Annotated in this window: 15 protein-coding genes and 1 tRNA gene; 11 read left to right on the top strand and 5 right to left on the bottom strand. The window is 64.8% G+C overall.

Features of this window, described 5'->3' with window-relative positions; translation table 11 throughout:
- Positions 1-11: 11 nt before the first annotated feature.
- The 4 genes from WFP36_RS00485 to trxA all read left to right on the top strand — a co-directional run bounded on the left by WFP36_RS00485 (position 12) and on the right by trxA (position 7567).
- Positions 12-701 (top strand): nucleotidyltransferase family protein, encoded by a 690-nt coding sequence (locus tag WFP36_RS00485; RefSeq protein WP_419716613.1) that lies wholly within the window; start codon positions 12-14, stop codon positions 699-701.
- Positions 694-3717 carry a double-strand break repair protein AddB gene (gene addB, locus WFP36_RS00490; RefSeq protein WP_336976953.1) on the top strand — a complete coding sequence of 1008 codons (3024 nt, stop codon included), beginning with the start codon at positions 694-696 and terminating at the stop codon, positions 3715-3717. The genes WFP36_RS00485 and addB overlap by 8 nt, the downstream gene beginning before the upstream one ends.
- Entirely contained in the window at positions 3714-7169 is a 3456-nt protein-coding gene (addA, locus tag WFP36_RS00495; RefSeq protein WP_336976955.1) for a double-strand break repair helicase AddA, read from the top strand. Before addB ends, addA begins: the two co-directional genes overlap by 4 nt.
- A gap of 77 nt (positions 7170-7246) precedes the next feature.
- Positions 7247-7567 (top strand): thioredoxin, encoded by a 321-nt coding sequence (gene trxA / locus WFP36_RS00500; protein ID WP_336976956.1) that lies wholly within the window; start codon positions 7247-7249, stop codon positions 7565-7567.
- 36 nt (positions 7568-7603) lie between these two features.
- Here the strand turns inward: trxA and WFP36_RS00505 are convergent, their stop codons facing one another.
- Entirely contained in the window at positions 7604-8410 is an 807-nt protein-coding gene (locus WFP36_RS00505; RefSeq protein ID WP_336976957.1) for an inositol monophosphatase family protein, read from the bottom strand.
- Positions 8407-9633 (bottom strand): bifunctional glutamate N-acetyltransferase/amino-acid acetyltransferase ArgJ, encoded by a 1227-nt coding sequence (gene argJ, locus WFP36_RS00510; RefSeq protein ID WP_336976959.1) that lies wholly within the window; start codon positions 9631-9633, stop codon positions 8407-8409. Before argJ ends, WFP36_RS00505 begins: the two co-directional genes overlap by 4 nt.
- 81 nt (positions 9634-9714) lie before the next feature.
- On the opposite strand from argJ, the gene WFP36_RS00515 reads away from it, so the two are divergent.
- From WFP36_RS00515 to WFP36_RS00540, 6 genes are all read left to right on the top strand, one after another.
- Positions 9715-10416, top strand: coding sequence for an energy transducer TonB (locus WFP36_RS00515; RefSeq protein ID WP_336976961.1), 702 nt, complete (start codon positions 9715-9717; stop codon positions 10414-10416).
- Positions 10417-10508: 92 nt separating this feature from the next.
- The gene (locus tag WFP36_RS00520; RefSeq protein WP_336976962.1) at positions 10509-10781 is read left to right on the top strand and encodes a hypothetical protein; all 273 of its coding nucleotides are present in this window, start codon (positions 10509-10511) and stop codon (positions 10779-10781) included.
- Positions 10782-10887: 106 nt separating this feature from the next.
- The gene (gene secA / locus WFP36_RS00525) at positions 10888-13638 is read left to right on the top strand and encodes a preprotein translocase subunit SecA (RefSeq protein WP_336976963.1); all 2751 of its coding nucleotides are present in this window, start codon (positions 10888-10890) and stop codon (positions 13636-13638) included.
- Between the two features lie 80 nt (positions 13639-13718).
- Complete coding sequence (locus WFP36_RS00530; RefSeq protein ID WP_336976964.1) at positions 13719-14597, top strand: SMP-30/gluconolactonase/LRE family protein; 879 nt, start codon at positions 13719-13721, stop codon at positions 14595-14597.
- Positions 14598-14612: 15 nt separating this feature from the next.
- A complete protein-coding gene (locus tag WFP36_RS00535) occupies positions 14613-15800 on the top strand; it encodes an MFS transporter (protein ID WP_336976965.1) in 1188 nt (395 codons plus the stop codon).
- Positions 15801-15862: 62 nt separating this feature from the next.
- A complete protein-coding gene (locus WFP36_RS00540) occupies positions 15863-16594 on the top strand; it encodes a class I SAM-dependent methyltransferase (protein ID WP_336976967.1) in 732 nt (243 codons plus the stop codon).
- 69 nt (positions 16595-16663) lie between these two features.
- On the opposite strand, the gene WFP36_RS00545 is transcribed toward WFP36_RS00540, so the two are convergent.
- Together WFP36_RS00545 and WFP36_RS00550 are read right to left on the bottom strand one after the other, a co-directional pair.
- Positions 16664-16738, bottom strand: a tRNA-Asn gene (locus tag WFP36_RS00545).
- Positions 16739-16824: 86 nt separating this feature from the next.
- Positions 16825-17613, bottom strand: coding sequence for an NAD kinase (locus WFP36_RS00550; protein WP_336976969.1), 789 nt, complete (start codon positions 17611-17613; stop codon positions 16825-16827).
- A gap of 131 nt (positions 17614-17744) precedes the next feature.
- On the opposite strand from WFP36_RS00550, the gene WFP36_RS00555 reads away from it, so the two are divergent.
- Positions 17745-19076 carry a GGDEF domain-containing phosphodiesterase gene (locus tag WFP36_RS00555; protein WP_336976971.1) on the top strand — a complete coding sequence of 444 codons (1332 nt, stop codon included), beginning with the start codon at positions 17745-17747 and terminating at the stop codon, positions 19074-19076.
- Between the two features lie 15 nt (positions 19077-19091).
- Here the strand turns inward: WFP36_RS00555 and mfd are convergent, their stop codons facing one another.
- Positions 19092-22571: a transcription-repair coupling factor gene (gene mfd, locus WFP36_RS00560; RefSeq protein ID WP_336976972.1), complete on the bottom strand. Its 3480-nt coding sequence runs from the start codon at positions 22569-22571 to the stop codon at positions 19092-19094.
- Positions 22572-22682 lie beyond the last annotated feature (111 nt).

The following is a 22682-nucleotide window of genomic DNA, read 5'->3' on the forward strand; positions in this document are numbered from 1 at the left end:
CCGATACGGCGATGGTGCTCGCGGCCGGGCTCGGCAAGCGCATGCGCCCGCTCACGGCAACGCAGCCCAAGCCGATGGTGCGCGTCGCCGGCAAGCCGCTGATCGACCATGTGCTGGACCGTCTGGGTGCCGCGGGCGTGACCAAGGCAGTGGTCAACGTGCATTACCTGGCCGATGCGCTGGAGGCGCATCTGCAGGAACGCGCGCTGCCCAAGGTCACCATTTCGGACGAGCGCGGCCTGCTGCTGGAAACCGGGGGCGGAATGGTCAAGGCGCAGAAGCTGCTGCCCGATCCGTTCTTCACCGTGAATGCCGACAATATCTGGCTCGACGGGCCTTACGATGCCTTTCGCGAATTGTCTGAAAGCTGGGACCCGGAGCAGATGGATGCGCTGCTGCTGCTGGTGCCGCATGCGGGCGCGTTCAACTATCGCGGCAAGGGCGATTTCCAGATGGACCCGCTCGGCCGGATCAGCCGCCGCCGTTCGGGCCGGATCGCGCCCTTCATCTATAGCGGCATCCAGCTGGTATCTCATCGCCTGCTGCGCGATGCGCCGGAAGGGCCCTTTTCGACCAATATCCTGTGGAGCCGCGCGATCGAGGAAGGGCGGCTCTATGGCCTTTGCTTTGCGGGCCAGTGGTTCGAGGTCGGGGAGCCGGGGGCCATCGGGCCCACCGAATCCGCGCTGAAACGTGGTTGAGCGGACAGGCCCCAGCGTCTATTCCATCGCCGCCCATCGCGGGTTTGCCGATGCGCTGGTGGCGGGCCTTGTGCCGCGATATTCGGAAGGGGATTTCGGCCTCGCCCGGCTGACCCTGCTGCTGCCCAGCCGCCGCGCGATCCGTACGGTGACCGAGGCCTTCATCCGCCATTATGGCGCGCAGGAAGGCCGCGCGGGCCTGCTTATGCCGCGCATGGCGGTCGTGGGCGATCTCGATCTGGACGAGGCGCTCGGTGCCCGGTTCGATCCCATCGGGGAGGGGAGCGAAATTCCGCCCGCCGCCGATCCCACGCGCCGCTGGTTGCGTCTGGCCGAACTGGCGCGGGAACATGGCGGGGACACAGTCGGCAAGGGCGCCGCGACCCTGCGTCTCGCCGCCCAGATGGCTCAGGCGATGGATCGCCTGCTGGTGGAGGAAATCGCGCCCGACCAGCTGTGGGGCGACGAGGTCCTGAACGTCCTTGCCGACCTTTCCCATCACTGGACCCGGAACACTCGCCTGTTTGCCACAGTGCAGCAATATTGGTTGGCGGAACTGGCCGGGCGCGAGGAAGTGGATGCAGCGGCGCGGCGCAACATGCTGTTCCGCGCGGTGGCGCACCGGTGGCGGGAAAACCCGCCCACCACGCCCATTGTCGCTGCCGGTGTGACCAGCGCGGCACCGGCATTGGCGCGGTTGCTGAAGGTGATTTCCGAACTACCGCAAGGCGCGGTGATCCTGCCCGATCTCGATCTGTCGATGGACGATGCGGTATGGGCCGAACTCGGCTGCGCGGGGGCGCCGCAGGAAGTGGGTGGGCCGGTCTTCGCGCGCGGCGATGCGGTGACTCATCCGCAATATCACCTCAAGCTGCTGCTCAATCGCATGGGCGTGGCACGCGGGGAGGTCCAGCAATGGCACCGCGCCGGCATGGGCAAGGGCCCGCCGGAGCGCACCCACGCGATCTCCAGTGTCTTCCTGCCGCCCGAAGCGAGCAAGGGCTGGGCGAACCTGCCCGCCGAAGCGCGCCGCCTCACCGGTGTGCGGATCATGCAGACCGCCAATCCGGAAGAGGAAGCGCAGGCGATTGCCCTGCTAGTGCGGCAGGCACTGGAAGAGCCTGAGAAGCGCGTGGCCGTGGTGACGCCGGACCGCAGCCTTGCCGGGCGGGTCGCGGCGCACCTCCAGCGCTGGAATATCGTGGCGGACGATACGGCGGGCCGCGCCCTGTCACAGACGGCGGCGGGCCGCGTGCTGTTGTTGCTGGCCGAGATCATGGGCGATCATGCCGCGCCGGTGCCGCTGATGGCGCTGCTCGGCCATCCGCTCGCGGGAGCCGGGGAAGGGCGCCCGGCCTGGCTCGACCGCGCCCGCGCCCTGGAACGCGAACTGCGCGGCCCTCGTCCTGAACCGGGGCTCGCCGTGCCACGCCGGATCGTGGCGCGGCAGGCAGAGAAGGACCCGGGCGCGCTTGGCTGGTGGGAAGGGATCGAGGCCGCGCTCCAGCCGCTGCTCGAACTGGGCGGGCAGGAAGAGGCACCGCTGGCCGATCAGCTCGATGCGCTGGCCAAAGCTGGCGAGGCCCTGTGCGGCGAAGGTCTGTGGGCGCGCGAGGATGGCCGTTCGCTCTCCACCCTGGTGGAAGAGCTGCGGTTTCATGCCCGCGATGTCGGCACGCGGCTCGCCCCGCAAGACCTGCACGCGGTATTGCGGGAGCGGATGGACGCAGTGGCGGTGCGCCCACCTTGGGGCGGGCATTCCCGCGTGGCGATCTACGGCCTGCTCGAAGCACGCATGACGCGCGCCGAGCTGGTCATCTGCGGCGGTCTAAACGAGGGCAGCTGGCCGCAAATCCCGGCGCAGGATGCCCTGCTCGCCCCGGCAATCCTGCGCGCGCTGGGCGTGCCCGCCGCCGATTTCCGCATCGGCCTTTCGGCGCATGACCTTGCCGGCATGCTCGGTGCGCCCGAAGTGGTGCTGAGCCGGGCGGAGCGTGACAGTTCCGGCCCTGCGATTCCGTCCCGCTTTCTGCTGCGGGTAGAGGCGCTGCTGGGCGAACGCCTGCTGGCCGATCACCGCGAGACCCAGGCCGTGGACCTCGCCCGCGCATTGGACGCCGCGCCGCGTGCCCCGGCTTACGCAAGGCCGATGCCCTTGCCCTCCAGCGACCAGCGCGTGGTTCCGATCAGCGTGACGGCGCTCGACCGGCTCAGGGGCGATCCCTATCAGTTCTATGCCAATGCCATCCTCAAGCTGCGTCGCATGGATGCGCTGGATGCGGCGCCGACCCCTGCCTGGCGCGGCGATGCGGCTCACAAGATCCTTGAAGCCTGGCATGAGGAAAAGGGCGAACTCGCCCCTATTGCCGAGCGTGTGCTGGAACAGATCAACGCTCACCCGCTGATGCGCACCCTGTGGCGCCCGCGACTGATGGCGGCCCTGCAATGGATCGCCGCGGAAGTCGGCCGAATGCCCGAGCGCGAAGTCGCCGCGATAGAGGCATGGGGCGAAATGCAGGTACGCGGCGTGACCTTGAAGGGCCGGGCGGACCGGATCGACCGCTTCCCCGACGGCACGCTCGCCATCGTCGATTACAAGACGGGCAAGCCTCCTTCGGGCAAGATGGTGGAGGAAGGCTTCGCGCTGCAGCTTGGCACGCTTGGACTCATGGCGGCTGCCGGATGCATCCGGAACAAGGATGGCGCGGTGATCGCGGGGGAACCGACCCACTTCGAATATTGGTCCTTCGGCAAAAGCGACAAGAGCGAGACGGGATTCGGCTATCGGCAGGAACCGATCAAGGAAGGCCGCCGCACGACCGGCCTGCTGCGCGAGGAGTTCCTCGAGAAGACGGAGGAATATCTCCACGACGCGCTTAGCCGCTGGATTTTGGGCGACGAGCCTTTCACCGCTCGCCTTAACCCCGATTTGCCCAATTATGGCGAGTACGACCAGTTGATGCGGCTCGATGAATGGATGGGGCTGGAAGACGGCGCCGGGGAGGGCGGCGAATGAGCGGCAAGGTCTATCCGCTCAAGGGCAATCAGGCCCGCGCCGTCGATCCGGAGAGGACCGTGTGGCTCTCCGCGTCGGCCGGGACGGGCAAGACGCAGGTCCTTTCCGCCCGCGTGCTGCGTCTGCTGCTGCAGCCCGATGTCCAGCCTTCGGAAATCCTTTGCCTCACCTTCACCAAGGCGGGCGCAGCGGAAATGGCCGTGCGCGTCAACGAAGTGCTGGCGGGCTGGGTCCGCATGGGCGAAGTGGAACTGGCCGAGGACCTCAAGGCTATCGGCGCGGATTTCGGCAGCGAGACAATCGCCCGCGCGCGCACCCTGTTTGCCAGCGTGCTCGATTGTCCGGGGGGCGGCCTGCGGATCGATACGATCCACGCCTTCGCGCAATGGTTGCTCTCTGCCTTTCCCGAAGAAGCGGGGCTGACGCCGGGAACCCGCGCGATGGAGGATCGCGAGCGCAGCCTGCTGGCGCGCGATGTGCTGGCGCAGATGCTGCTGGACGCAGAGGCACAGGGCGACAGTGCAACGCTGGATGCGCTGGCCGATTTGTCGCTCAGGAAAGGGCCGGAGGCAGTCGAGGCCTGGCTGATGACCTGTGCCGAAGCGCGCGAGGCGTGGTTTGGAAACGGCGCATGGACGCCGCCTTTCCGCGATCGGCTGAACCGCCTGCTGGGCCTGCCTGCCGATGCGAGCGAGGCCGATCTGGCCGCCTTGTGCGCGGATAACCGGTTCGATACCCAATCGCTACGCATGTGCATGGCGGCGCAGGCTGGGTGGAGCGCCAAGACCGGACAGGAAACTGCCGCCGCAATCGGTGCCTGGCTGGCGGCGAGCCCCGCCGAAAGGGCGGAGCGGCTTGGCGATCTGCAAGGCGCACTCTTCACTCAGAAGGGCGACCCGCGCAGCCTCAAGCAGATGCTCGGGATCGATCCTTCCTATCCCGATTACGCCGCCCGCGTGGCCGAGCGGATTGCCGAAGTGGCGCAGTTCAAGGCCCTGCTCGCCCTTGCCGAATGGCTGCTCCCCGCGCTTGCTCTGGGTCGCACATTCGCGTTGGCATGGGACGAGGCGAAGAACCGCGAAGGGCTGATCGATTTCGACGACCAGATTCGCCGCGCCTCCGATCTGCTCAATCGTTCCGAACTGGCGGAGTGGATTCGCTACAAGCTCGACCGGCGTTTCGACCACATACTGGTGGACGAGGCGCAGGACACGAACGAAGCGCAGTGGAAGATCATCGACGCGCTGACCGGGGATTTCTTCGCCGGGCTTGGGCAGCACGACGGCAAGATGCGCACGCTCTTCGTGGTGGGCGATTACAAGCAGGCGATCTTCCGCTTCCAGGGCACAAGTCCCGAAAATTTCGCCCGGGCGCGCGAACGGGTGAGGGAGAAACTCGCAGGTGCGGTGGCCAATGCGCAGGAGACGCGCGGAGCGTCGTCGGCGCGGGAACTGCTCGATCTCGGGCTCGGGCAAAGTTTCCGCACGGCGCAAAAGGTGCTCAGCTTCGTCGACGGGGCTATCGCGGCCATCGGCCACACGCGCTTCGGCCTGCAGGAAGAGCCGGAGCCGCATATCGGCGATGAGCGGCCCGGCCTCGTCACCCTGTGGCAGCCCGTCACCTCCACCGCCGACGATGCGGTCGAAGAGGAAGGCGAACAGACCTGGGTCTCCAGCGCAGAGCGCCGCATGGCCGGCAAGATCGCCCGGCAGGTGAAGGCATGGCTCGATCACGGTTTTCCGCTGGTCAAGGGCCGGCATCGCAATGCCGGGCCGGGCGACATCATGGTGCTTGTGCGAAAAAGACGTGAACTTGCCGGACTGATCGTCGCCCGCCTTTATGCGGCAGGCGTGCCGGTGGCGGGGGTGGATCGTCTGAGGCTGGGCGCGCCCATGGCAGTGAAAGATCTGATGGCCGCGCTGCGCTTTGCTGCCCAGCCGCTCGACGATCTCAATCTCGCCAATCTGCTTGTTTCGCCACTGATAGGATGGAGCCAGCAGGACCTGCTCGACCATGGCTGGCGCGAGGATGGCCGGGTGCGGCTATGGGCCTATCTGCGCGCTTCGTCCGAACCCTTCGTGCGCGCAACGCTTGTCCAACTGGGGCAACTGCTTGCTCGCGCCGATTACGAACCGCCGCAGGCGCTGCTGTACTGGATACTCGTTGGCCCGTGGCAGGGGCGGCGCAAGCTGGTTGCCCGGCTCGGGCACGAGGCCAATGACCCGATCGACGAATTGCTCAATGCGGCCTTCGCCTATGCCAGCGCGCTGACGCCCAGCCTGCAGGGCTTCATCCAGTGGTTCGATGCAGGCGAAGGCGAGTTGAAGCGCGAGGCGGGGGCAAGCGAGGGGCTGGTGCGGGTTATGACCGTGCATGGCTCGAAGGGCTTGCAAGCGCCGATCGTGATCCTGGCCGATGCGACGGGTAATCCCGACACATCGCCGCCGCGCGGGCTGGAACTGGTCGAGGATTTGCCGGGCGGAGAAGGAGTTGCCGTGCCGTTGCCGAGCCTTTCCGGCCAGGAAAAGGCCGGCCGCATCGCCGAGGCGGAAGCCGCCACCGCTGCTGCCGAGCGGGAGGAGCATTGGCGCCTGCTCTACGTCGCCATGACCCGCGCGGAAGAGGCTTTGTTCATCGGCGGTGGTCTGGGCAGCGGGGAAGACGCCCCCGCGCCTGATAGCTGGTATGCGCAGCTGCGCCCGCTCTTTGCCGAAGACGGGATCGAGGATCGCGTCTGGGGGCAGCGCTGGGAGCTTGGGGCCTTGCCGCCGCCGGTTGCGGGCGCGGCTCCTGCCGTGGCGCCCCGGACTATTGCGGCGCTCCCGGATTGGGCCACGCGGCCGGTCGGCCCAGAGCCGCGCCCACCGCGACCGCTTGCGCCATCCTCCGCGGGTGAAGATCTCGGCCCGACACCGCCGCTGCCGCCGGGTGCGATGCAGGAAGCGGCCCGGCGCGGCACGCTGATCCACGCCTTGCTCGAGCGGTTGCCGGAACTGGCGCAGGATCGGCGCGCCGATGCCGCGCGGCGCTGGCTTGCCCACCAGGCGGCCGATCTGGCCGAAGCTGCGCGCGAGGAAATGGCCGCCGCTGCGATGAAGGTTCTCGATACTCCGGATTGGGCGGAGCTGTTCTCCCCCGCCGCACTGGCCGAAGTGCCACTGGCGGCAACGGTTGAGGGCAGGGTGATTGCGGGTACGGCGGACCGGCTGCTGGTTACCCAAAGCCGCGTGATGGTGGTCGATTTCAAGACTGCCGCCCGTCCGCCGCGCAGCCTTGAGGATATTCCGCTCACGACCCTGCGCCAGATGGCAGCTTATGTCGCGGCGCTGGAAGTGATCTATCCGGGGCGGGAAGTCGGGGCCGCGGTGCTTTATACCCAGACGCCCCAGCTTTTTGCCTTGCCCGCCGAATTGCTCGGCGAACACAAAGCGCACTTGTCCCCAATGCAGTAATCCTTTCCCGGCGGGGGCGTTGCCTTCGCGCTGGGGCCGCCTAAATTACAAACCAAAGACGTTTCAGGAGAATCCCGATGGCTACCAAAGCCGTGACCGACGCCAGCTTTGCCGATGACGTGATCAATTCCGACAAGCCGGTGCTGGTCGATTTCTGGGCCGACTGGTGCGGCCCCTGTAAGATGATTGCCCCCGCGCTTGAGGAAATCAGCGAGGAACTGGGCGATCAGGTGACCATCGCCAAGATGGACATCATGGAAAATACCGAAACCGCCAGCGCCTTCGGCGTACAGTCGATCCCGCTGATGGTCCTGTTCAAGGGCGGTCAGCCGGTGGCCCACAAGCTCGGCGCTGCGCCGAAGAGCCAGCTCAAGAGCTGGATCGAAAGCGTTCTTTGATGTGAAGTTCCCCTCCTCGAATGGGGAGGGGATGGATCAGGCCCCTAGCCGATCCATCAGGCCGGCAAGCTCGTCCCACAAGGCCGGGCTTGCCGCACCCAGCAGGCCCTTGCGCCCATCATCCACGCGATAGGCTGAGCCGTCAGGCCGTGCGGCCCTGCCGCCTGCCTCGTTGAGGAACAGCACACCTGCCGCATGATCCCAAGGCAGCGTGCGCTCGAAGATCGAGACGTCGTTCTCGCCCAGAACCAGCCGAGGATATTGCTCTGCCGCGCAATAGGGCACGTCGACGCAGCGATAATGCGGCGAGACCTGATTGTGCACGGCCTCACGCCGGGCGGGGTCCATGAAGATCAGGGAAATCGCCGCGACCGGCAGGGTTTCCCCCGTGGGCCGGGCGAGGACTTTCTCGCCATTCACGAAGGCACCCTTTCCGCGATGGGCGACGCAGAAGCGGTCCGTCAGAACGTCGTATATCCAGCCCGTGTGGCATTCTCCGCCTTCGGCCATGGCTAGCAGAATGCCGAAAGGCGGCTTGCCCTTGGCGAAGTTGCGGGTGCCGTCCAGCGGATCGACAATCCAGCAGGGGCCGGAAAGCCGGTCCATCACGGATGGATCGGCATGGGCCGCTTCCTCCCCGACGATGGGGAGGCTGGGAATGATCTTCGCCAGGCCTTCCACCAGCAATTCCTCCGAGAGGTGATCTGCCACGGTGACGACATCGTCAGCCGCCTTCGCCGTCACCTGATGATCGGCGAGCGTCTGGTAATGCGGCAGGATCGCCTGCCGGGAAACGTCGCGCAGCAGCGCATGCACTGCATTGTGCAGTGCATCGGGTGTCACGAACGGTAATCCGCGTTGATCGCGATATAACCGTGCGTGAGATCGCAGGTCCACACGGTGGCGCGACCATCGCCAAGCCCGATATCGACCGAGATGTCGATTTCCCGTCCCCGCAGGTGCTCGGCAACCGGGGCCTCGTCGTAATCGGCGAGAGGTTGGCCGTCCCTGGCCGCCCAGACACCACCGAAGCCGATAGAGAGCTTGTCGCGATCGGCCGGTTCGCCCGCCTTGCCCACGGCCATGACCACGCGGCCCCAATTGGCATCTTCGCCCGCGATCGCCGTCTTGATCAGCGGGGAGTTGGCAATGGCGAGGCCGATCTTGCGCGCGCTTTCGTCGGAAACGGCGCCGGTCACATCAACCGTGATGAACTTCTGTGCCCCTTCGCCATCGCGCACCACAAGGTGCGAAAGCTGGCGGCACACGTCGAGCAAAGCGGCGGCAAAGGCGTCCGCGCCCGGGCTGTCCGGCCCGGTGAGCGGATCGTTGCCTGCCTTGCCCGTGGCAAAGGCGAGCACCGTGTCGCTGGTGGAGGTGTCGCTATCGACCGTGATGCAGGAGAAGGTCTGCAGGTTTGCGGCAGAAAGCACCTGCTGCAGGAAGGCGGGCGAAGCGGCCGCATCGGTGAAGATGTAGCCCAGCATCGTCGCCATATCCGGCGCGATCATGCCGCTGCCCTTGATGATGGCGGCCAGGGTCACCGTCTTGCCGCCGATCACCGCCTGGGCCATCGCCCCCTTGGCGAAAGTATCGGTTGTGGCGATGGTGTTGGCGGCATCTTCCCAACTGCAGGCATCCGCGCCCAGCACCGCAGCAACGCCGGCCTGTGCCTTGTCCTTGGGCAGCGGCACGCCGATCACGCCGGTGGAACTGACGAACACTTCGGACGGCGCGCAGTTCAAATGGGCAGCAACCTGACCCATGATCTGTTCCACTGCCTCGCGCCCGCGATAGCCGGTGAAGGCGTTGGAATTGCCCGCGTTGACGATCAGCGCGCGTGCCTTGCCCGCCTTGACCTGCTCGCGCCCGAGTTCGACCTCGGAGGAACAGCAGATGTTTTTCGTGAACACACCCGCCACGGCGGTGCCTTCGGCCAGTTCCGCATAAGTGAGGTCGCAGCGGCCCCAATCCTTGTAACCCGCGCGCGCGACGCGCATCTTCACGCCTGCAATCTGCGGCATTTTGGGGAAGGGCTTGGCGAGCGGCGAGGTTTCGAGTTCCATAAGCGCCGCCATTAGGTCCCGCGTATCGCGCGGGCAAGGGCATCGTTGCCTGCCCGGCGGGCCCGCTCTATGCAGCCCCCCATGGGGGACCTTAAAAAGATAGTCGCCGCCTTGCTGGCGGTATTTCCGATCCATTCGGCACAGGCAGCTGAAGAGCAGGTCTTGTTGCCGCCACCGCCGTCAGTTCTGCCGGTGGTTCGTGTCGCACCTCCTGCGCCGCCTGCGCCCGGCAAGTCGCAACCGCCACGTCCCACGGTTCCGCCGAACCGTTGGATCGGGGAGAATGACTATCTGCCGATCGCTGTGCGCAATGGCACTGAAGGGACAGTGCCGGTCCGCCTTACGGTCGATCCGCAGGGTTTCGTTTCTGCCTGCCGGGTCATCGGTACGAGCGGAAGCGCTCTGCTCGATGCCTATACGTGCGATCTCCTGCCGGAGCGCGCGCGGTTTTCTCCGGCGCTCGACCGGGATGGCAATCCCACGGTGGGATATTGGTCGACCAGAGTCATCTGGAAGATGCCGATCCGCCCGCAGGCCGAGGATTTCGCGGAAGCTCCGCGTGACATGATCCTGAGCTATAGTTTCGAAGTCGACACTGATGGAGCGGTATCGGGTTGCCGGATCGAGCTTGCCTCGCAGCGGACCCGACCTTTGGACGTCTGCCCGAGAATGGCGCGTATTCCGGTGATAAAGGACACGAATGGGGAGCCGGTGCGCAAGCGGGTGACGGTGACGCTGACGACGCTCGTCAGCGATCCGGACGAACCCGAGGCAGGCGAATAGAAGTGCCGGGAACAGGGCTGGGCGGTCAGGGAAATCCCGGTTTCCATCCGGGCCACTGGACGGGCGGCAAAGTCGCGACTATCTTGCGACCGATGCTCAAGCGCATTCTGACCCTTTTTGCGATCCTGACCGGGCTTGCCGCTGTGGCTGCTCCGGCGCAGGCGCGCATGACTGCGCTTGATGGGCTGGAGCTTCATGCCGCGGGCGATAATATCGTCAAATGCGCGGATAAGAGCATCGCCCAGCAGATCGCTCCGGCGGAACGTATCGGCGAACGCAGGCCTCAGGTGCCGGGATGCCGTCCCGCCGTCATCACTATCGTGATTCCCACGGTTCAGCTTCAGGCTGACCGCGCGCGCGAATAGCGCCGGCTTCTTCATAGCCTAACAGCCACGTCGCGACGCCTTGGGTGCGCGCGGTGTTTTCCATCCGGCATGCCCGGATTCCCGATACAGCATACAGGAATTTCCCATGATCGGCGCCATCGCCAAGGCCGTTTTCGGTTCGTCCAACGACCGCTACGTAAAGTCGCTCGACAAGATCGTCCGGCAAATCAACGCTCTGGAACCTCAGCTTGAGGCTTTCAGCGACGAGGAACTGCAGGCTCAGACCGAGAAGTTCCGCCAGATGCTGGCGGGCGGCCAGACGCTGGACGACATCCTGCCCGAAGCCTTCGCCACCGTGCGTGAAGCCTCGAAGCGCGTGCTCGGCATGCGTCACTTCGACGTGCAGATGATCGGCGGCATCGTCCTGCATCGCGGCGAAATTTCCGAAATGCGCACGGGTGAAGGCAAGACGCTGGTTGCCACGCTCGCGACCTATCTCAACGCGATCGAGGGCAAGGGCGTCCACGTCGTCACCGTGAACGACTACCTTGCCAAGCGCGACGCGGAATGGATGGGCCAGCTCCATCGCTGGCTGGGCCTGTCGGTGGGCGTGATCGTGCCCAATATCGGCGAATTCCAGCGTCGTGAGGCTTACGCATCCGACATCACCTATGGCACGAATAACGAATTCGGCTTCGATTACCTGCGCGACAACATGAAGCATGAGCGCAGCCAGATGGTGCAGCGCGCCTTCAACTTTGCGATCGTTGACGAAGTCGACTCCATCCTGATCGACGAAGCCCGCACTCCGCTGATCATTTCCGGCCCGACCGAGGACAAGTCCGAACTGTATGTCTCCATCGACAAGGTGGTGAAGACGATCCCGGCCGAATGGTACGACCTCGACGAAAAGGCCCGCAACGTCTCGCTGACGGAAGAGGGTGCCGAAGCGGTCGAGAATCTGCTCCTCAGCAGCGGCCTGCTGGCCACCGACAATCTCTACGATGTCGAGAATACGCAGGTGGTCCACCACCTCGATCAGGCGCTGAAGGCCAATATCGTCTTCAAGCGCGACATCGACTACATCGTGAAAGACAACAAGGTCGTCATCATTGACGAGTTCACTGGCCGCATGATGGATGGCCGCCGCTGGTCCAACGGCCTTCACCAGGCAGTGGAAGCCAAGGAAGGCGTCAAGATCGAGCCCGAGAACCAGACGATGGCCTCGATCACCTTCCAGAACTATTTCCGCATGTATCCCAAGCTGTCGGGCATGACCGGTACGGCCGCTACCGAAGCCTCGGAATTCTTCGACATCTACAAGCTCAACGTGGTGGAAATCCCCACCAACGTTCCGGTGCAGCGCATCGACGAGGAAGACGAGTTCTACAAGAACACGCAGGACAAGTTCCAGGCGATTGCCAAGCTGATCCGCGAAAAGAACGAGACCGGCCAGCCCGTGCTGGTCGGCACCGTTTCCATCGAGAAATCGGAACTGCTGTCTGACTTCCTCAACAAGGAAGGGGTCAAGCACAACGTGCTGAACGCCCGCTTCCATGAGAGCGAAGCCCATATCGTGGCGCAGGCCGGCCGTCTGGGTGCGGTGACCATTGCCACCAACATGGCCGGTCGCGGCACGGACATTCAGCTGGGCGGCAATCTCGAATTCCGCGTGGAAGACGAATTGCAGGACGTGCCGGAAGGGCCGGAGCGGGATGCGGCCATGGCGCGTATCAAGCAGGAAATCGCGGCCGAAAAGCAGCGCGTGCTCGAGGCGGGCGGTTTGTGCGTGATCGGCACGGAACGCCATGAAAGCCGCCGTATCGACAACCAGCTGCGCGGCCGTTCCGGTCGCCAGGGCGATCCGGGCCTGTCGAAGTTCTATCTCTGCCTGGAAGACGATCTGCTGCGCATCTTCGGGCCGGACACGCTGTTTGCCCGCATGATGAATTCCAACCTTGCCGATGGCGAGGCAATCGGTTCCAAGTGGCTCTCCAAGGCCATCGAGACGGCGCAGAAGAAGGTCGAGGCCCGCAACTACGACGTGCGCAAGCAGGTTGTCGAATACGACAACGTGATGAACGACCAGCGCAAGGTCATCTACGAGCAGCGCGCCGAGATCATGGACAGCGAGGCTGTTGACGATGTCGTGGTAGATATGCGCCACGAGACCGTGAACGCGCTGGTGGCGGAGGCCTGCCCCGCCGGCTCCTATCCGGAACAGTGGAACATCGCCGGGCTGAAGGAACGCGTGGCCGATGTGCTGGCGCTCGAGGCTCCGCTCGACGACTGGATGCAGGAAGACGCGCTGGAGCCGGAACTGATCGAACAGCGTCTGGTCGAAATGGCCGATGCGCAGATGGAAGCGAAAGTCGCCGCATCCGATGCCTCGATCTGGCGGCAGGTGGAAAAGCAGGTGCTGCTCGACCGGCTCGATCACTTCTGGAAGGAGCATCTCGCCACGCTCGACGCCCTGCGTCAGGTGGTGTTCCTGCGCGCCTATGCGCAGAAGCAGCCGATCAATGAATATAAGCAGGAAGCTTTCGGCCTGTTCGAACGCATGCTGGAAACCATCCGCGAGGACGTGACCCGCATCCTGATGACTAGCGAGTTGCGCATTGCCCCGCCGCCTGCGGCAGAGGACCTGCCGGAGCTGCCGTCCTTCCTGACCGGCCATATCGATCCCTTCACGGGCATGGACGACAGCAATGACGGCGACGGTTCGGCCGGGCAGGAAGCGATGTTCGGTTCGCTCGCCGGCTCGCCTCACGCTGTTCCAGCACCGGGTGTCGTGGCGGGGGAGGATCCGTACCGCGATCTGAACATCAGCCGCAACGCACCGTGTCCGTGCGGTTCGGGCAACAAGTACAAGCACTGCCATGGGGCGATCGCCTGATCTCAAGCGTGGATGGCGTCCGCAGGCGCTTGCTGCAATTGTAACACCTGTTATGGTTCCTTCACGGGAGTGGAGGAACCATGCAGATACAGAAAATCGATCTGCCGCGTTGCAAGGTGGGCGAAGGCCCCGTGTGGGACGTGGCCGAGCAGGCGCTTTATTACATCGATATCGTGGACCGGAAGGTGTTCCGGTGGGACCCGGCGAGCGGCGATCATCGCGCGTGGGACGTGCCGGACATGATCGGATCCATGGCGTTGCGCGGCAAGGGGATGGCGCCTGACGGTGCGATTGTCGCGCTCGTCACCGGCATTCATTACCTCGATTTCGCAACCGGCGAAGTCTCGCCCTTCGCGCTGATGGACCCGCCGACGCCGGAATTGCAGCTGGCCGATGGCAAGGTGGACCGCCGCGGGCGTTTCGTATTCGGTACCAGCCATCGCGCGATGAAGGAGCCTGCGGGCGGGTTGTGGTCGCTGGGCACGGACGGCCGGCTGTCTCAGCTCGACGACGATATCCATCTCGGCAATGGCCCGTGCTGGTCGCCCGACGACACGGTGCTCTACCACGCCGACAGCCTGCGCCACATGATCTACGCCTATGACTATGACATAGAGACCGGCGCCGCGAGCGGTCGCCGGGAGTTCTTCGAAACCTCCGCCTATGGGCCGATTCCCGATGGCGCCACCGTGGATACGGACGGCAATATCTGGGTGGCGATCTGCGAAGGCGGGGTGGTGCTGTGCCTCTCGCCCGATGGGCAAGTGCTGCGGGAAGTGAAATTTCCCACCAACATCCCGGCCAGTTGCATGTTCATGGGCCCGAAGCTTGACCGGCTGTTCGTCCCCACTATCGATCCGGGTTTCCTGGGCAGGCCGTCCGAACCCGATGACGGGGCGAACTTCCTGATCGACGGCCTTGGCGTAACCGGCATTGCCGAACCGCGCTACGGCGGCTGACGGGAGCATACTATCATGATCGATCGGCGCATGTTCCCGCTGATGTTCGCGGTGTTCATCAACATTGCGGGCTTCAGCCTTATCCTTCCGCTGTTGCCGTTCTACGGCCCGCTCTTCGGTGCGGGCGCGTTCGAAGTGGCGCTGCTCTTCGCGGCCTACAGCCTCGGCAATGTGTTCGGGGAAATCTACTGGGGCCGCCAGTCCGACCGCTGGGGCAGGCGAGCGGTCCTGGTCTTCACCACGACCGGCGCGGCGCTGACCTATGTTGCCTTCGCTTTCGCTCCGGTGCTGTGGCTCGCTATCGCCATCCGCATCGTGAACGGCTTCTTCGGCGGCACGCTCAGCGTTGCTCAGGGCTTCCTCGCCGACGCCTCTCCGCCGGAGCAGCGGGCGAAGGCGATGGGTCTGTTCGGCTCGGCCTTCAGTCTCGGCTTTGCCTTCGGACCGGTGATCGGCGGCGTCTTTGCCGGTGCGGGGACCGAACTGGCTGATTTTCGCAGCCCGATCCTCATCGCGGCGGGGCTTTCCGCGCTGGCGGCGATCTGGTCTCTGCTGGTGCTGCGTGACGTGAACCCGCCAGCCGGCAAGGCGCGTCCGCTCCCGAAATATAGCGAGGGCTTTGCCTATGTGCTGACCAGTCCGTTGCTGTTCCGCCTGTTCGTGATTTCCTTCTTCGGGATTGCCGCCTTTGCCTCCAGCGAGGCGGTCTATGGCCTGTGGAGCGAAGCCAATTTCGGGTGGACTGCACGCGATCTAGGATTTGCCTTCATCGCCATCGGGCTGGGCGGCCTCGTTGTGCAGCTTTTCCTGCTGCATCCGCTGGTGGTTCGGTTCGGGGAAGGGCGGGTCATCACGGCCGGGTTGTTGGTGATTGCAGTTTCCATGCTGCTGCAGCCGGTCCTGCGCGATCCCTATATCGCGGTGGCGCTGATGGGGATGCTGATGGTGGGCCACAGTCTTGCCTTCCCGACCGCCGGAGCGCTCACGTCGCGTACCGCACCGGTCGAGCGGCAGGGCAGCGTGATGGGGCTGATCATGGCTTCCAACGCCTTCTCCCGCATCGTCGCGCCGCCTGCCTTTGGCCTGATCTACGAAAAGGCCGGGCACGATGTGCCGTGGTTTGCCGGCGCAGCGATGATCGTGCTGTTCGCGGTGCCCTTTGCGGTTCAGCTGGCAGGGCTTACGAAGAGGCAGACGGCATAGGGCGTGGAACCGCTGGCTCGGCTCCCGCGTTAGGCCCCATAGTGCTTATCAGGGAGAGAGCAGTGAAATCATCCATCCTTGCCGGCATCGCCGGTATCGCCTTTGCCGTGTCGGGTGCCGGCGCGGCATCGGCTGAAACCAGCCCGGCGGTGGCCTCCGCGGTTGCGGATTCGGGCCGCCCGGCCACGGACACCGCACGCGACGGCGATCGCAAGCCGGGCGAGATCGTCAGTTTCGCAGGCATCAAGCAGGGTGACATCGTGGCGGAAATCGCGCCGGGCGGCGGCTATTACACCCGCATCCTGGCCAAGACCGTGGGCCCGAAGGGGCATGTCTACGCCATGATGCCGAGCTTCTTCGCCAGCCGTCCCGGTGGGCTCGATGCGATCAACAAGCTGGCCGAGGAATATGGCAACGTCACCGTGGTAGTGGCCGATTTCGCGGACTTTACGCTCGAAAAGCCGGTGGACCTCGTCTGGACGACCGAGAATTACCACGACATGGCCAATGGCAATATCGCCGGGATCAATGCGTCGGTGTTCAAGGCGCTGAAGCCGGGCGGCATCTATTTCGTGGAAGATCATTCCGCGCCCGGCACAGGCATGTCGGCAACCTCCACGATTCACCGGATCGATCCGGCTGCAGTGAAGGAACAGGTTGCGGCTGCAGGCTTCAAGCTGGAGGCGGAATCGGACCTGCTCGTCAATCCGGCGGATCCCGGCGATATCAGCCCGCGTGACGTGAAGTCGGGCGTATCGACCAAGTTCGCCCTGCGCTTCAAGAAGCCGGGCTGACCTTCGCACCTGGCAGCAACCAAAGGAAAAGGGGCCGAAAGGCCCCTTTTTTGTTACCCTGAAGGGTAGTGGCTCCCCGAGTAGGATTCGAACCTACGGCCAAGTGATTAACAGTCACCTACTCTACCGCTGAGCTATCGGGGAGCAGCCCTGACGGGCAGGAGTGGGCCTATATGCAGGCCTGCATGGTTTGGCAAGCGGCCAAAACCAAATTTTATGCAGGTTCTCGCTCAGGCGATAAATTGTTCGGCGACAATGCGTTCGTCCAGGCTGTGGCCGGGGTCGAACAGCAGGGTCAATTCCTTGTCGCGGGCGATTTCCAGATGGACCTCGGCAATGTCGCGCACTTCCTTCTGATCGGCCACGGCGGCTACGGGGCGCTTGTCCGGGTCCAGCACGCGCAGGCTGATCCGGCTGCGATCGGGCAGCAAGGCGCCGCGCCAGCGGCGGGGGCGGAACGGACTGATGGGGGTCAGCGCGAGAAGCTGCGAATCGAGCGGCAGGATCGGCCCGCTGGCGGAAAGGTTATAGGCCGTCGATCCGGCGGGCGTTGCCACCAGCACGCCGTCGCAGACCAGTTCCTCGATCCGCACCTTCTCGTTCACGCTCACTTCGATCTTTGCCGTCTGGCGCGTTTCGCGCAGCAGGGAGACTTCATTGATGGCGTAGTGGACCTGCGCCTCGCCAGAGCGGGTCAGGGCCTCCATGCGCAGCGGATCGACGGCCACGGCGCGGGAGCGGTTGATGCGTTCGACCAGCTTCTTCCCGCTCTTGAACCGGTTCATCAGGAAGCCGACCGTGCCCAGGTTGAGGCCATAGGCAGGCAGCACCCGGCCGCCGTCGATCATCTGGTGAAGGGTCTGCAGCATGAAACCGTCGCCCCCCAGCACCACCACCGCTTCTGCGCGCTCCAGCGGCACCCAGTCGACTGCGGCGGCCAGTTCGCGAGCGGCATCCTGTGCCTGCGGTGTCTCCGACGCCACCATGGCAAGTGCCGCATAGGCAGGTCCCTGGCTCACGATTTATTATGCCTCCGGCTGTCGCAATATTCTTGGCTGTGCAATTGGCTCAAACCTATGAAGCCGCAAAGACATTTGCAATCGCAAGGGCGCAAACGAATTCCTAACCATGGGACGTTAGGGGAAAGCTGATGCCAAGCGATTTATCGGAAGTGCTGGACCAGGATCGCGACACGCTGACGGGCCTCGTTGGGTCTGATGGCGCACGTATGCGGATCGTGGCGTGGCAGCAGAAAGCGGTGCTGGAGGGCGAGACAGCGCCGATCCACGCCTTGATGCTGGGCCTGCGCCGGTTCGACACTGTGAATCTGGCCTATGGCGAGGCGGCGGGCGATTCTGCTCTGGTAGCAGTCGCAGCGCGCATCCTGCGTTTCGCGGCCGACGAGCTTGCGGGCGAATGGGTGGTCGCGCGGATGGGCGGCGGCAATTTCCTCCTCGCCGCGAACGAGCCTTGCAGTCGCGAGCGTTGGCATTGGCTGGCGGAGACGCTGGCCGAAAGCGTTTCCCGCCCGATCGCCAATCCTGCCGGAGCGGGCACCTTGCGTCTATGGCCGCGTGTCGCCCTGATGCGGGCACTCAAGCAGGAAAGCGCCGACGCGATGTTCGGGCGGCTTGCCGAAACGCTCGAACGGGCGCGGCAGGAAACCGGGCGGCGGGTCGTATGGGTCGATGGCGATATCAGCATTGCCGGGCGCAGCGGTGCGCAGCTTGAGGCGGACCTGCTCGCGGCGCTGGACCGCGATGAGATCGAGATTCTCTATCAACCGCAATTCCGCGCCGATGATGACGAGCTGGTCGGCGCCGAGGCGCTGGCGCGCTGGGAACATCCTCTGCTCGGCCGTATCGGAGCGGGGGCACTGTTCGCCATTGCCGAGCGGGCCGATCACGTGGCGCAGCTTTCCCGTCATATCGCCGGCCGCGCCGTGGCCGAAGCAGCGCATTGGCCGGAGCCTTTGCGGCTCTCGCTCAATGTCACCCCGGCGGACCTCGCCGTCGGCAATTTCGCCGACGATATTGCCGCCGTCGTTACCGGGGCGGGCCTTTGCCCTGACCGTTTGACGCTGGAGATCACCGAGCAGGCGCTGCTGACCGATCTCGATCGTTCGGCGCAGGCTCTCGGCCGGTTGGTCGAACAGGGCATCCGCATTGCGCTGGACGATTTCGGCGCGGGCTTCTGCAATTTCCGTTATCTCAAGATCCTGCCGCTGCATTACCTCAAGCTCGACCGGACGATGGTGGACGGCATCACCGACGACCAGCGCGACCTGGCAGTGTTCCGCGGCATTCTCGCCATGGCGCATGCGCTGGAGCTCGACGTGATTGCCGAGGGTATCGAGACCGAGGAGCAGCGCAGGCTGATCGCCGCCGAGGGGTGCACGTCCTATCAGGGGTTCCTGCGCGCCAAGCCGATGGCTGCGGCGGATTTCAGGCAATTCGCCGCCAGCCATTCACCGCTTCTATGACGGGGAGGGGCCGGATCAACCGGCCTTCTTGGCCCGTTTCACGATGCCCGAAAGCCCCTTTGTAAGCTGATAGAGCCCGTTGAGGCGCGACTTCGGATCGCCCCAGGCGCGTTCAATCACCAGCTTCATATCGGGCCGCAGGCGGGCCGTGCCTTGCAGGCGCTCGACATAAGCGAGCAGGCCCACCGGATCGGGGAAGCTGTCCTTGTGGAACGTAACCAGCGTGCCGCGCGCGCCGACATCCACCTTGGAGATATTGGCGACGATGGCCTGCTGCTTGATTTCGATGAGCTTGACCAGGTTCTCGGTCGGTGAGGGCAGCGGCCCGAAGCGGTCGATCATTTCGGCCGCCAGCGAATCCAGTTCTTCCTTGCCCTTGGCGTCGTTCAGGCGGCGATAGAGCGCCATGCGCACGGCAAGATCGGGCACGTAATCGTCCGGGATCATGATCGGGGCATCGACTGTGATCTGCGGCGAGAGGCCGCTGCTGTCGCGTTCCAGCCCCATATCGCCCGCCTTGGCCGCCAGGATCGCGTCTTCCAGCATCGACTGGTAAAGTTCGAAGCCGACCTCGCGGATATGGCCCGATTGCTCGTCGCCCAGCAAATTGCCCGCGCCGCGAATGTCCAGATCGTGGCTGGCAAGCTGGAAGCCCGCGCCTAGCCCATCGAGATCGCCCAGAACCTTCAGGCGCTTTTCCGCCACTTCGGAAAGCTGCTGGTCCTGCGGATGGGTGAGATAGGCATAGGCACGCAGTTTCGACCGGCCAACACGGCCGCGCAGCTGGTAAAGCTGGGCGAGGCCGAAGCGATCCGCGCGGTGGATGATGATCGTATTGGCGCTTGGAATATCCAGCCCGCTTTCCACGATGGTGGTGGAAAGCAGCACGTCATAGCGGCGCTCGTAAAAGGCGGCCATGCGCTCTTCCACTTCGCGGGCGCCCATCTGGCCGTGGGCGGAGATATATTTCACTTCCGGCACGGACTTGTGCAGCCAGTCCTCGATATCTGGCAGGTCCGCAATGCGCGGCACCACGATGAAGCTTTGCCCACCGCGATGATGTTCGCGCAGCAGGGCCTCGCGCATCACCACTTCGTCCCACTCCATCACATAGGTGCGCACGGCGAGGCGATCTACCGGCGGGGTCTGCATGGTGGTGAGTTCGCGCAGCCCGCTCATGGCCATCTGCAAGGTGCGGGGGATCGGCGTGGCGGTGAGGGTGAGCATGTGGACGTCGGCCTTCAGTTCCTTCAGCCGTTCTTTGTGCTTCACGCCGAAGCGCTGCTCCTCGTCCACGATCACGAGGCCAAGGCGCTTGAACTCCACCTGCTTGGCGATGATCGCATGGGTGCCGACCACGATATCCACCGTGCCGTCTTCCAGCCCGTCGCGCGTTTCGGAAGCTTCCTTGGGCGGGACGAGGCGGGAGAGGCGGCCGATCTTGATCGGGAAGCCGTTGAAGCGGGCGGAGAAGTTTTCGAAATGCTGGCGGGCGAGCAGAGTGGTGGGGGCAACCACTGCCACCTGTTGGCCTTCCATCGCGGCGACGAAGGCCGCGCGCAGGGCCACTTCCGTTTTGCCGAAGCCGACATCGCCGCAGACGAGGCGGTCCATCGGCTTGCCTTCCGCGAGGTCGTTCAGCACGTCCTCGATGGCGCGTTCCTGATCCTCGGTCTCCTGCCAGGGGAAACGCTCGACGAACTGGTTATAGCCGCTTTCGTCAGGCACCAGCGCCGGGGCTTGGCGCAGGGCGCGCAGGGCGGCCGTGCGCAGCAGTTCGGCGGCAATGGCCTGAATGCGTTCCTTCAGCTTGGCGCGGCGCTTCTGCCATGCTTCGCCGCCCAGCCGGTCGAGCGGCAGGGCCTCGTCGGAGGAACCGTAGCGGGTGAGGACGTCGATATTCTCGACCGGGATGTAGAGCTTATCCCCGCCGGCATATTCCAGCATCACGCAGTCATGCTGGCTCTTGCCGACCGCGATGGCTTCCAGCCCGAGATATTTGCCGATGCCGTGCTCGATATGGACGACGAGGTCCCCGGCATTGAGGGCGGAGAGTTCGGCCAGAAAAGCGTCGGCATCCTTGCGGCGCTTGCGGCGGCGCACGAGGCGGTCGCCCAGCATGTCCTGCTCGGTGACCACTTCCATTTCGGCATTGGCGAAGCCGGTCTCGAGCGGGAGGACGACAGCGACCGGCTTGCCCTTTGCCGCAAAACCCAGGGCCTCCTGCCAGGTGTCGGCAAGGCGCGGTTCGGCGCCCTGTTCGGCGAGGATCGAGGAAATGCGTGCCCGGGAACCCTGCGAATAGGCGGCGATCACCGGCTTCTTGCCGGCCTTGCCGATGGCGTTGAGGTGTTTTGCGACAGCCTCATAGACATTGTCGCCCCGGGCGCGTTCGGGGGCGAAATCGCGGGCGCCGGAGAAGGCGAAGTCGATCACGCCCGCGCTTTCAGGCTGGGCGAAGATATCCGTCCGGTGGATCGGCCAGCCTGCGAGGCGTTCGGCGAATTCGTCGCGCGCAAGATAGAGCGCGTCGGTGGCGAGCGGGCGATAGGAACCGGCGGCCTGCCCGGAGGCTTCGACGCGGGCCTGATGATAATCCTCGACGTCGCCCAGCCGCTCATCGGCGGAACCCATCGCGCCGGTGTCGATCACCATCACATCGTCTGCGGAAAGGTGATCGAACAGGGTGGCAAGCTTGTCCTCGAACAGGGGCAGCCAGTGCTCCATCCCCGCGAGGCGCCGCCCGTCGCTGACCGCCTGATAGAGCGGATCGCCCGTGGCATTGGCGCCGAACATCTCGCGGTAGCGGGTCCGGAAGCGCTTGACCGTATCCTCGTCCAGCAGGGCCTCGCTGGCGGGAAGCAGCAAGTGCCCTTCCACGATGCCGGTGCTGCGCTGAGTGGAGGGATCGAACAGCCGCAGGCTTTCCAGCTCATCCCCGAAGAAATCGAGCCGCAGCCCGCCTTCGAAGCCGGAGGGGAAGATGTCGAACACAGAGCCGCGCACGGCGAACTCGCCCGCGTCGATCACCGTATCGGTGCGCGAATAGCCCTGGCGCTGGAGGAGGGCGATCAGGCTTTCATGCCCGATCTGCATGCCGGGCACGATCTCGCGCACGGATTCGCGGATGCGGAACGGGGTCAGGACTCGCTGGAGCAGGGCGTTGACGGTGGTGACGAGCAATTGCCCGTTCTTCTTGCCCCGTTGCAGCTTGTGGAGCGCGGAGAGGCGCTGGGAACTGATCGACAGGGCAGGGCTGGCCCGGTCATAGGGCAGGCAGTCCCACGCCGGGAATTCGATCACTTCCAGTTCGGGCGCGAAGAAGGCCGCCGCATCGGCCACTGCGCGCATGGCAGCATCGTCAGGCGCGACGAACACGGCCCGGCCTTTCGATGCGCGGGCCAGATCCGCCAGCACCAATGGCTGTGCCCCGCGAGCTACGGAAGCGAGCTTCAGCGGGGAAGAGGCAGAGAGAATGCGTTGGAAATCGGGCATGAAATGAACCGCTGCAAACACGAAAGCCCCCTCCTCTTCAGAGGAGGGGGTTTGGGGGTGGTGTCGCGGTGGAATAGCGGCGCTTGCGGCAAAGCACCACCCCGCTGCGAC

Source organism: Fulverythrobacter fulvus (genome assembly GCF_037154085.1).
GTDB classification, from domain to species: domain Bacteria; phylum Pseudomonadota; class Alphaproteobacteria; order Sphingomonadales; family Sphingomonadaceae; genus Andeanibacterium; species Andeanibacterium fulvum.

Bases quoted from the DNA above. Each gene is read 5' to 3' on its own strand.
- WFP36_RS00520 (WP_336976962.1), top strand. From the start codon at position 10,509: ATGCTCAAGCGCATTCTGACCCTTTTTGCGATCCTGACCGGGCTTGCC.
- WFP36_RS00535 (WP_336976965.1), top strand. From the start codon at position 14,613: ATGATCGATCGGCGCATGTTCCCGCTGATGTTCGCGGTGTTCATCAAC.
- mfd (WP_336976972.1), bottom strand. From the start codon at position 22,571: ATGCCCGATTTCCAACGCATTCTCTCTGCCTCTTCCCCGCTGAAGCTC.
- trxA (WP_336976956.1), top strand. From the start codon at position 7,247: ATGGCTACCAAAGCCGTGACCGACGCCAGCTTTGCCGATGACGTGATC.
- WFP36_RS00555 (WP_336976971.1), top strand. From the start codon at position 17,745: ATGCCAAGCGATTTATCGGAAGTGCTGGACCAGGATCGCGACACGCTG.
- addA (WP_336976955.1), top strand. From the start codon at position 3,714: ATGAGCGGCAAGGTCTATCCGCTCAAGGGCAATCAGGCCCGCGCCGTC.
- secA (WP_336976963.1), top strand. From the start codon at position 10,888: ATGATCGGCGCCATCGCCAAGGCCGTTTTCGGTTCGTCCAACGACCGC.
- argJ (WP_336976959.1), bottom strand. From the start codon at position 9,633: ATGGAACTCGAAACCTCGCCGCTCGCCAAGCCCTTCCCCAAAATGCCG.
- WFP36_RS00530 (WP_336976964.1), top strand. From the start codon at position 13,719: ATGCAGATACAGAAAATCGATCTGCCGCGTTGCAAGGTGGGCGAAGGC.
- WFP36_RS00485 (WP_419716613.1), top strand. From the start codon at position 12: ATGGTGCTCGCGGCCGGGCTCGGCAAGCGCATGCGCCCGCTCACGGCA.
- WFP36_RS00515 (WP_336976961.1), top strand. From the start codon at position 9,715: ATGGGGGACCTTAAAAAGATAGTCGCCGCCTTGCTGGCGGTATTTCCG.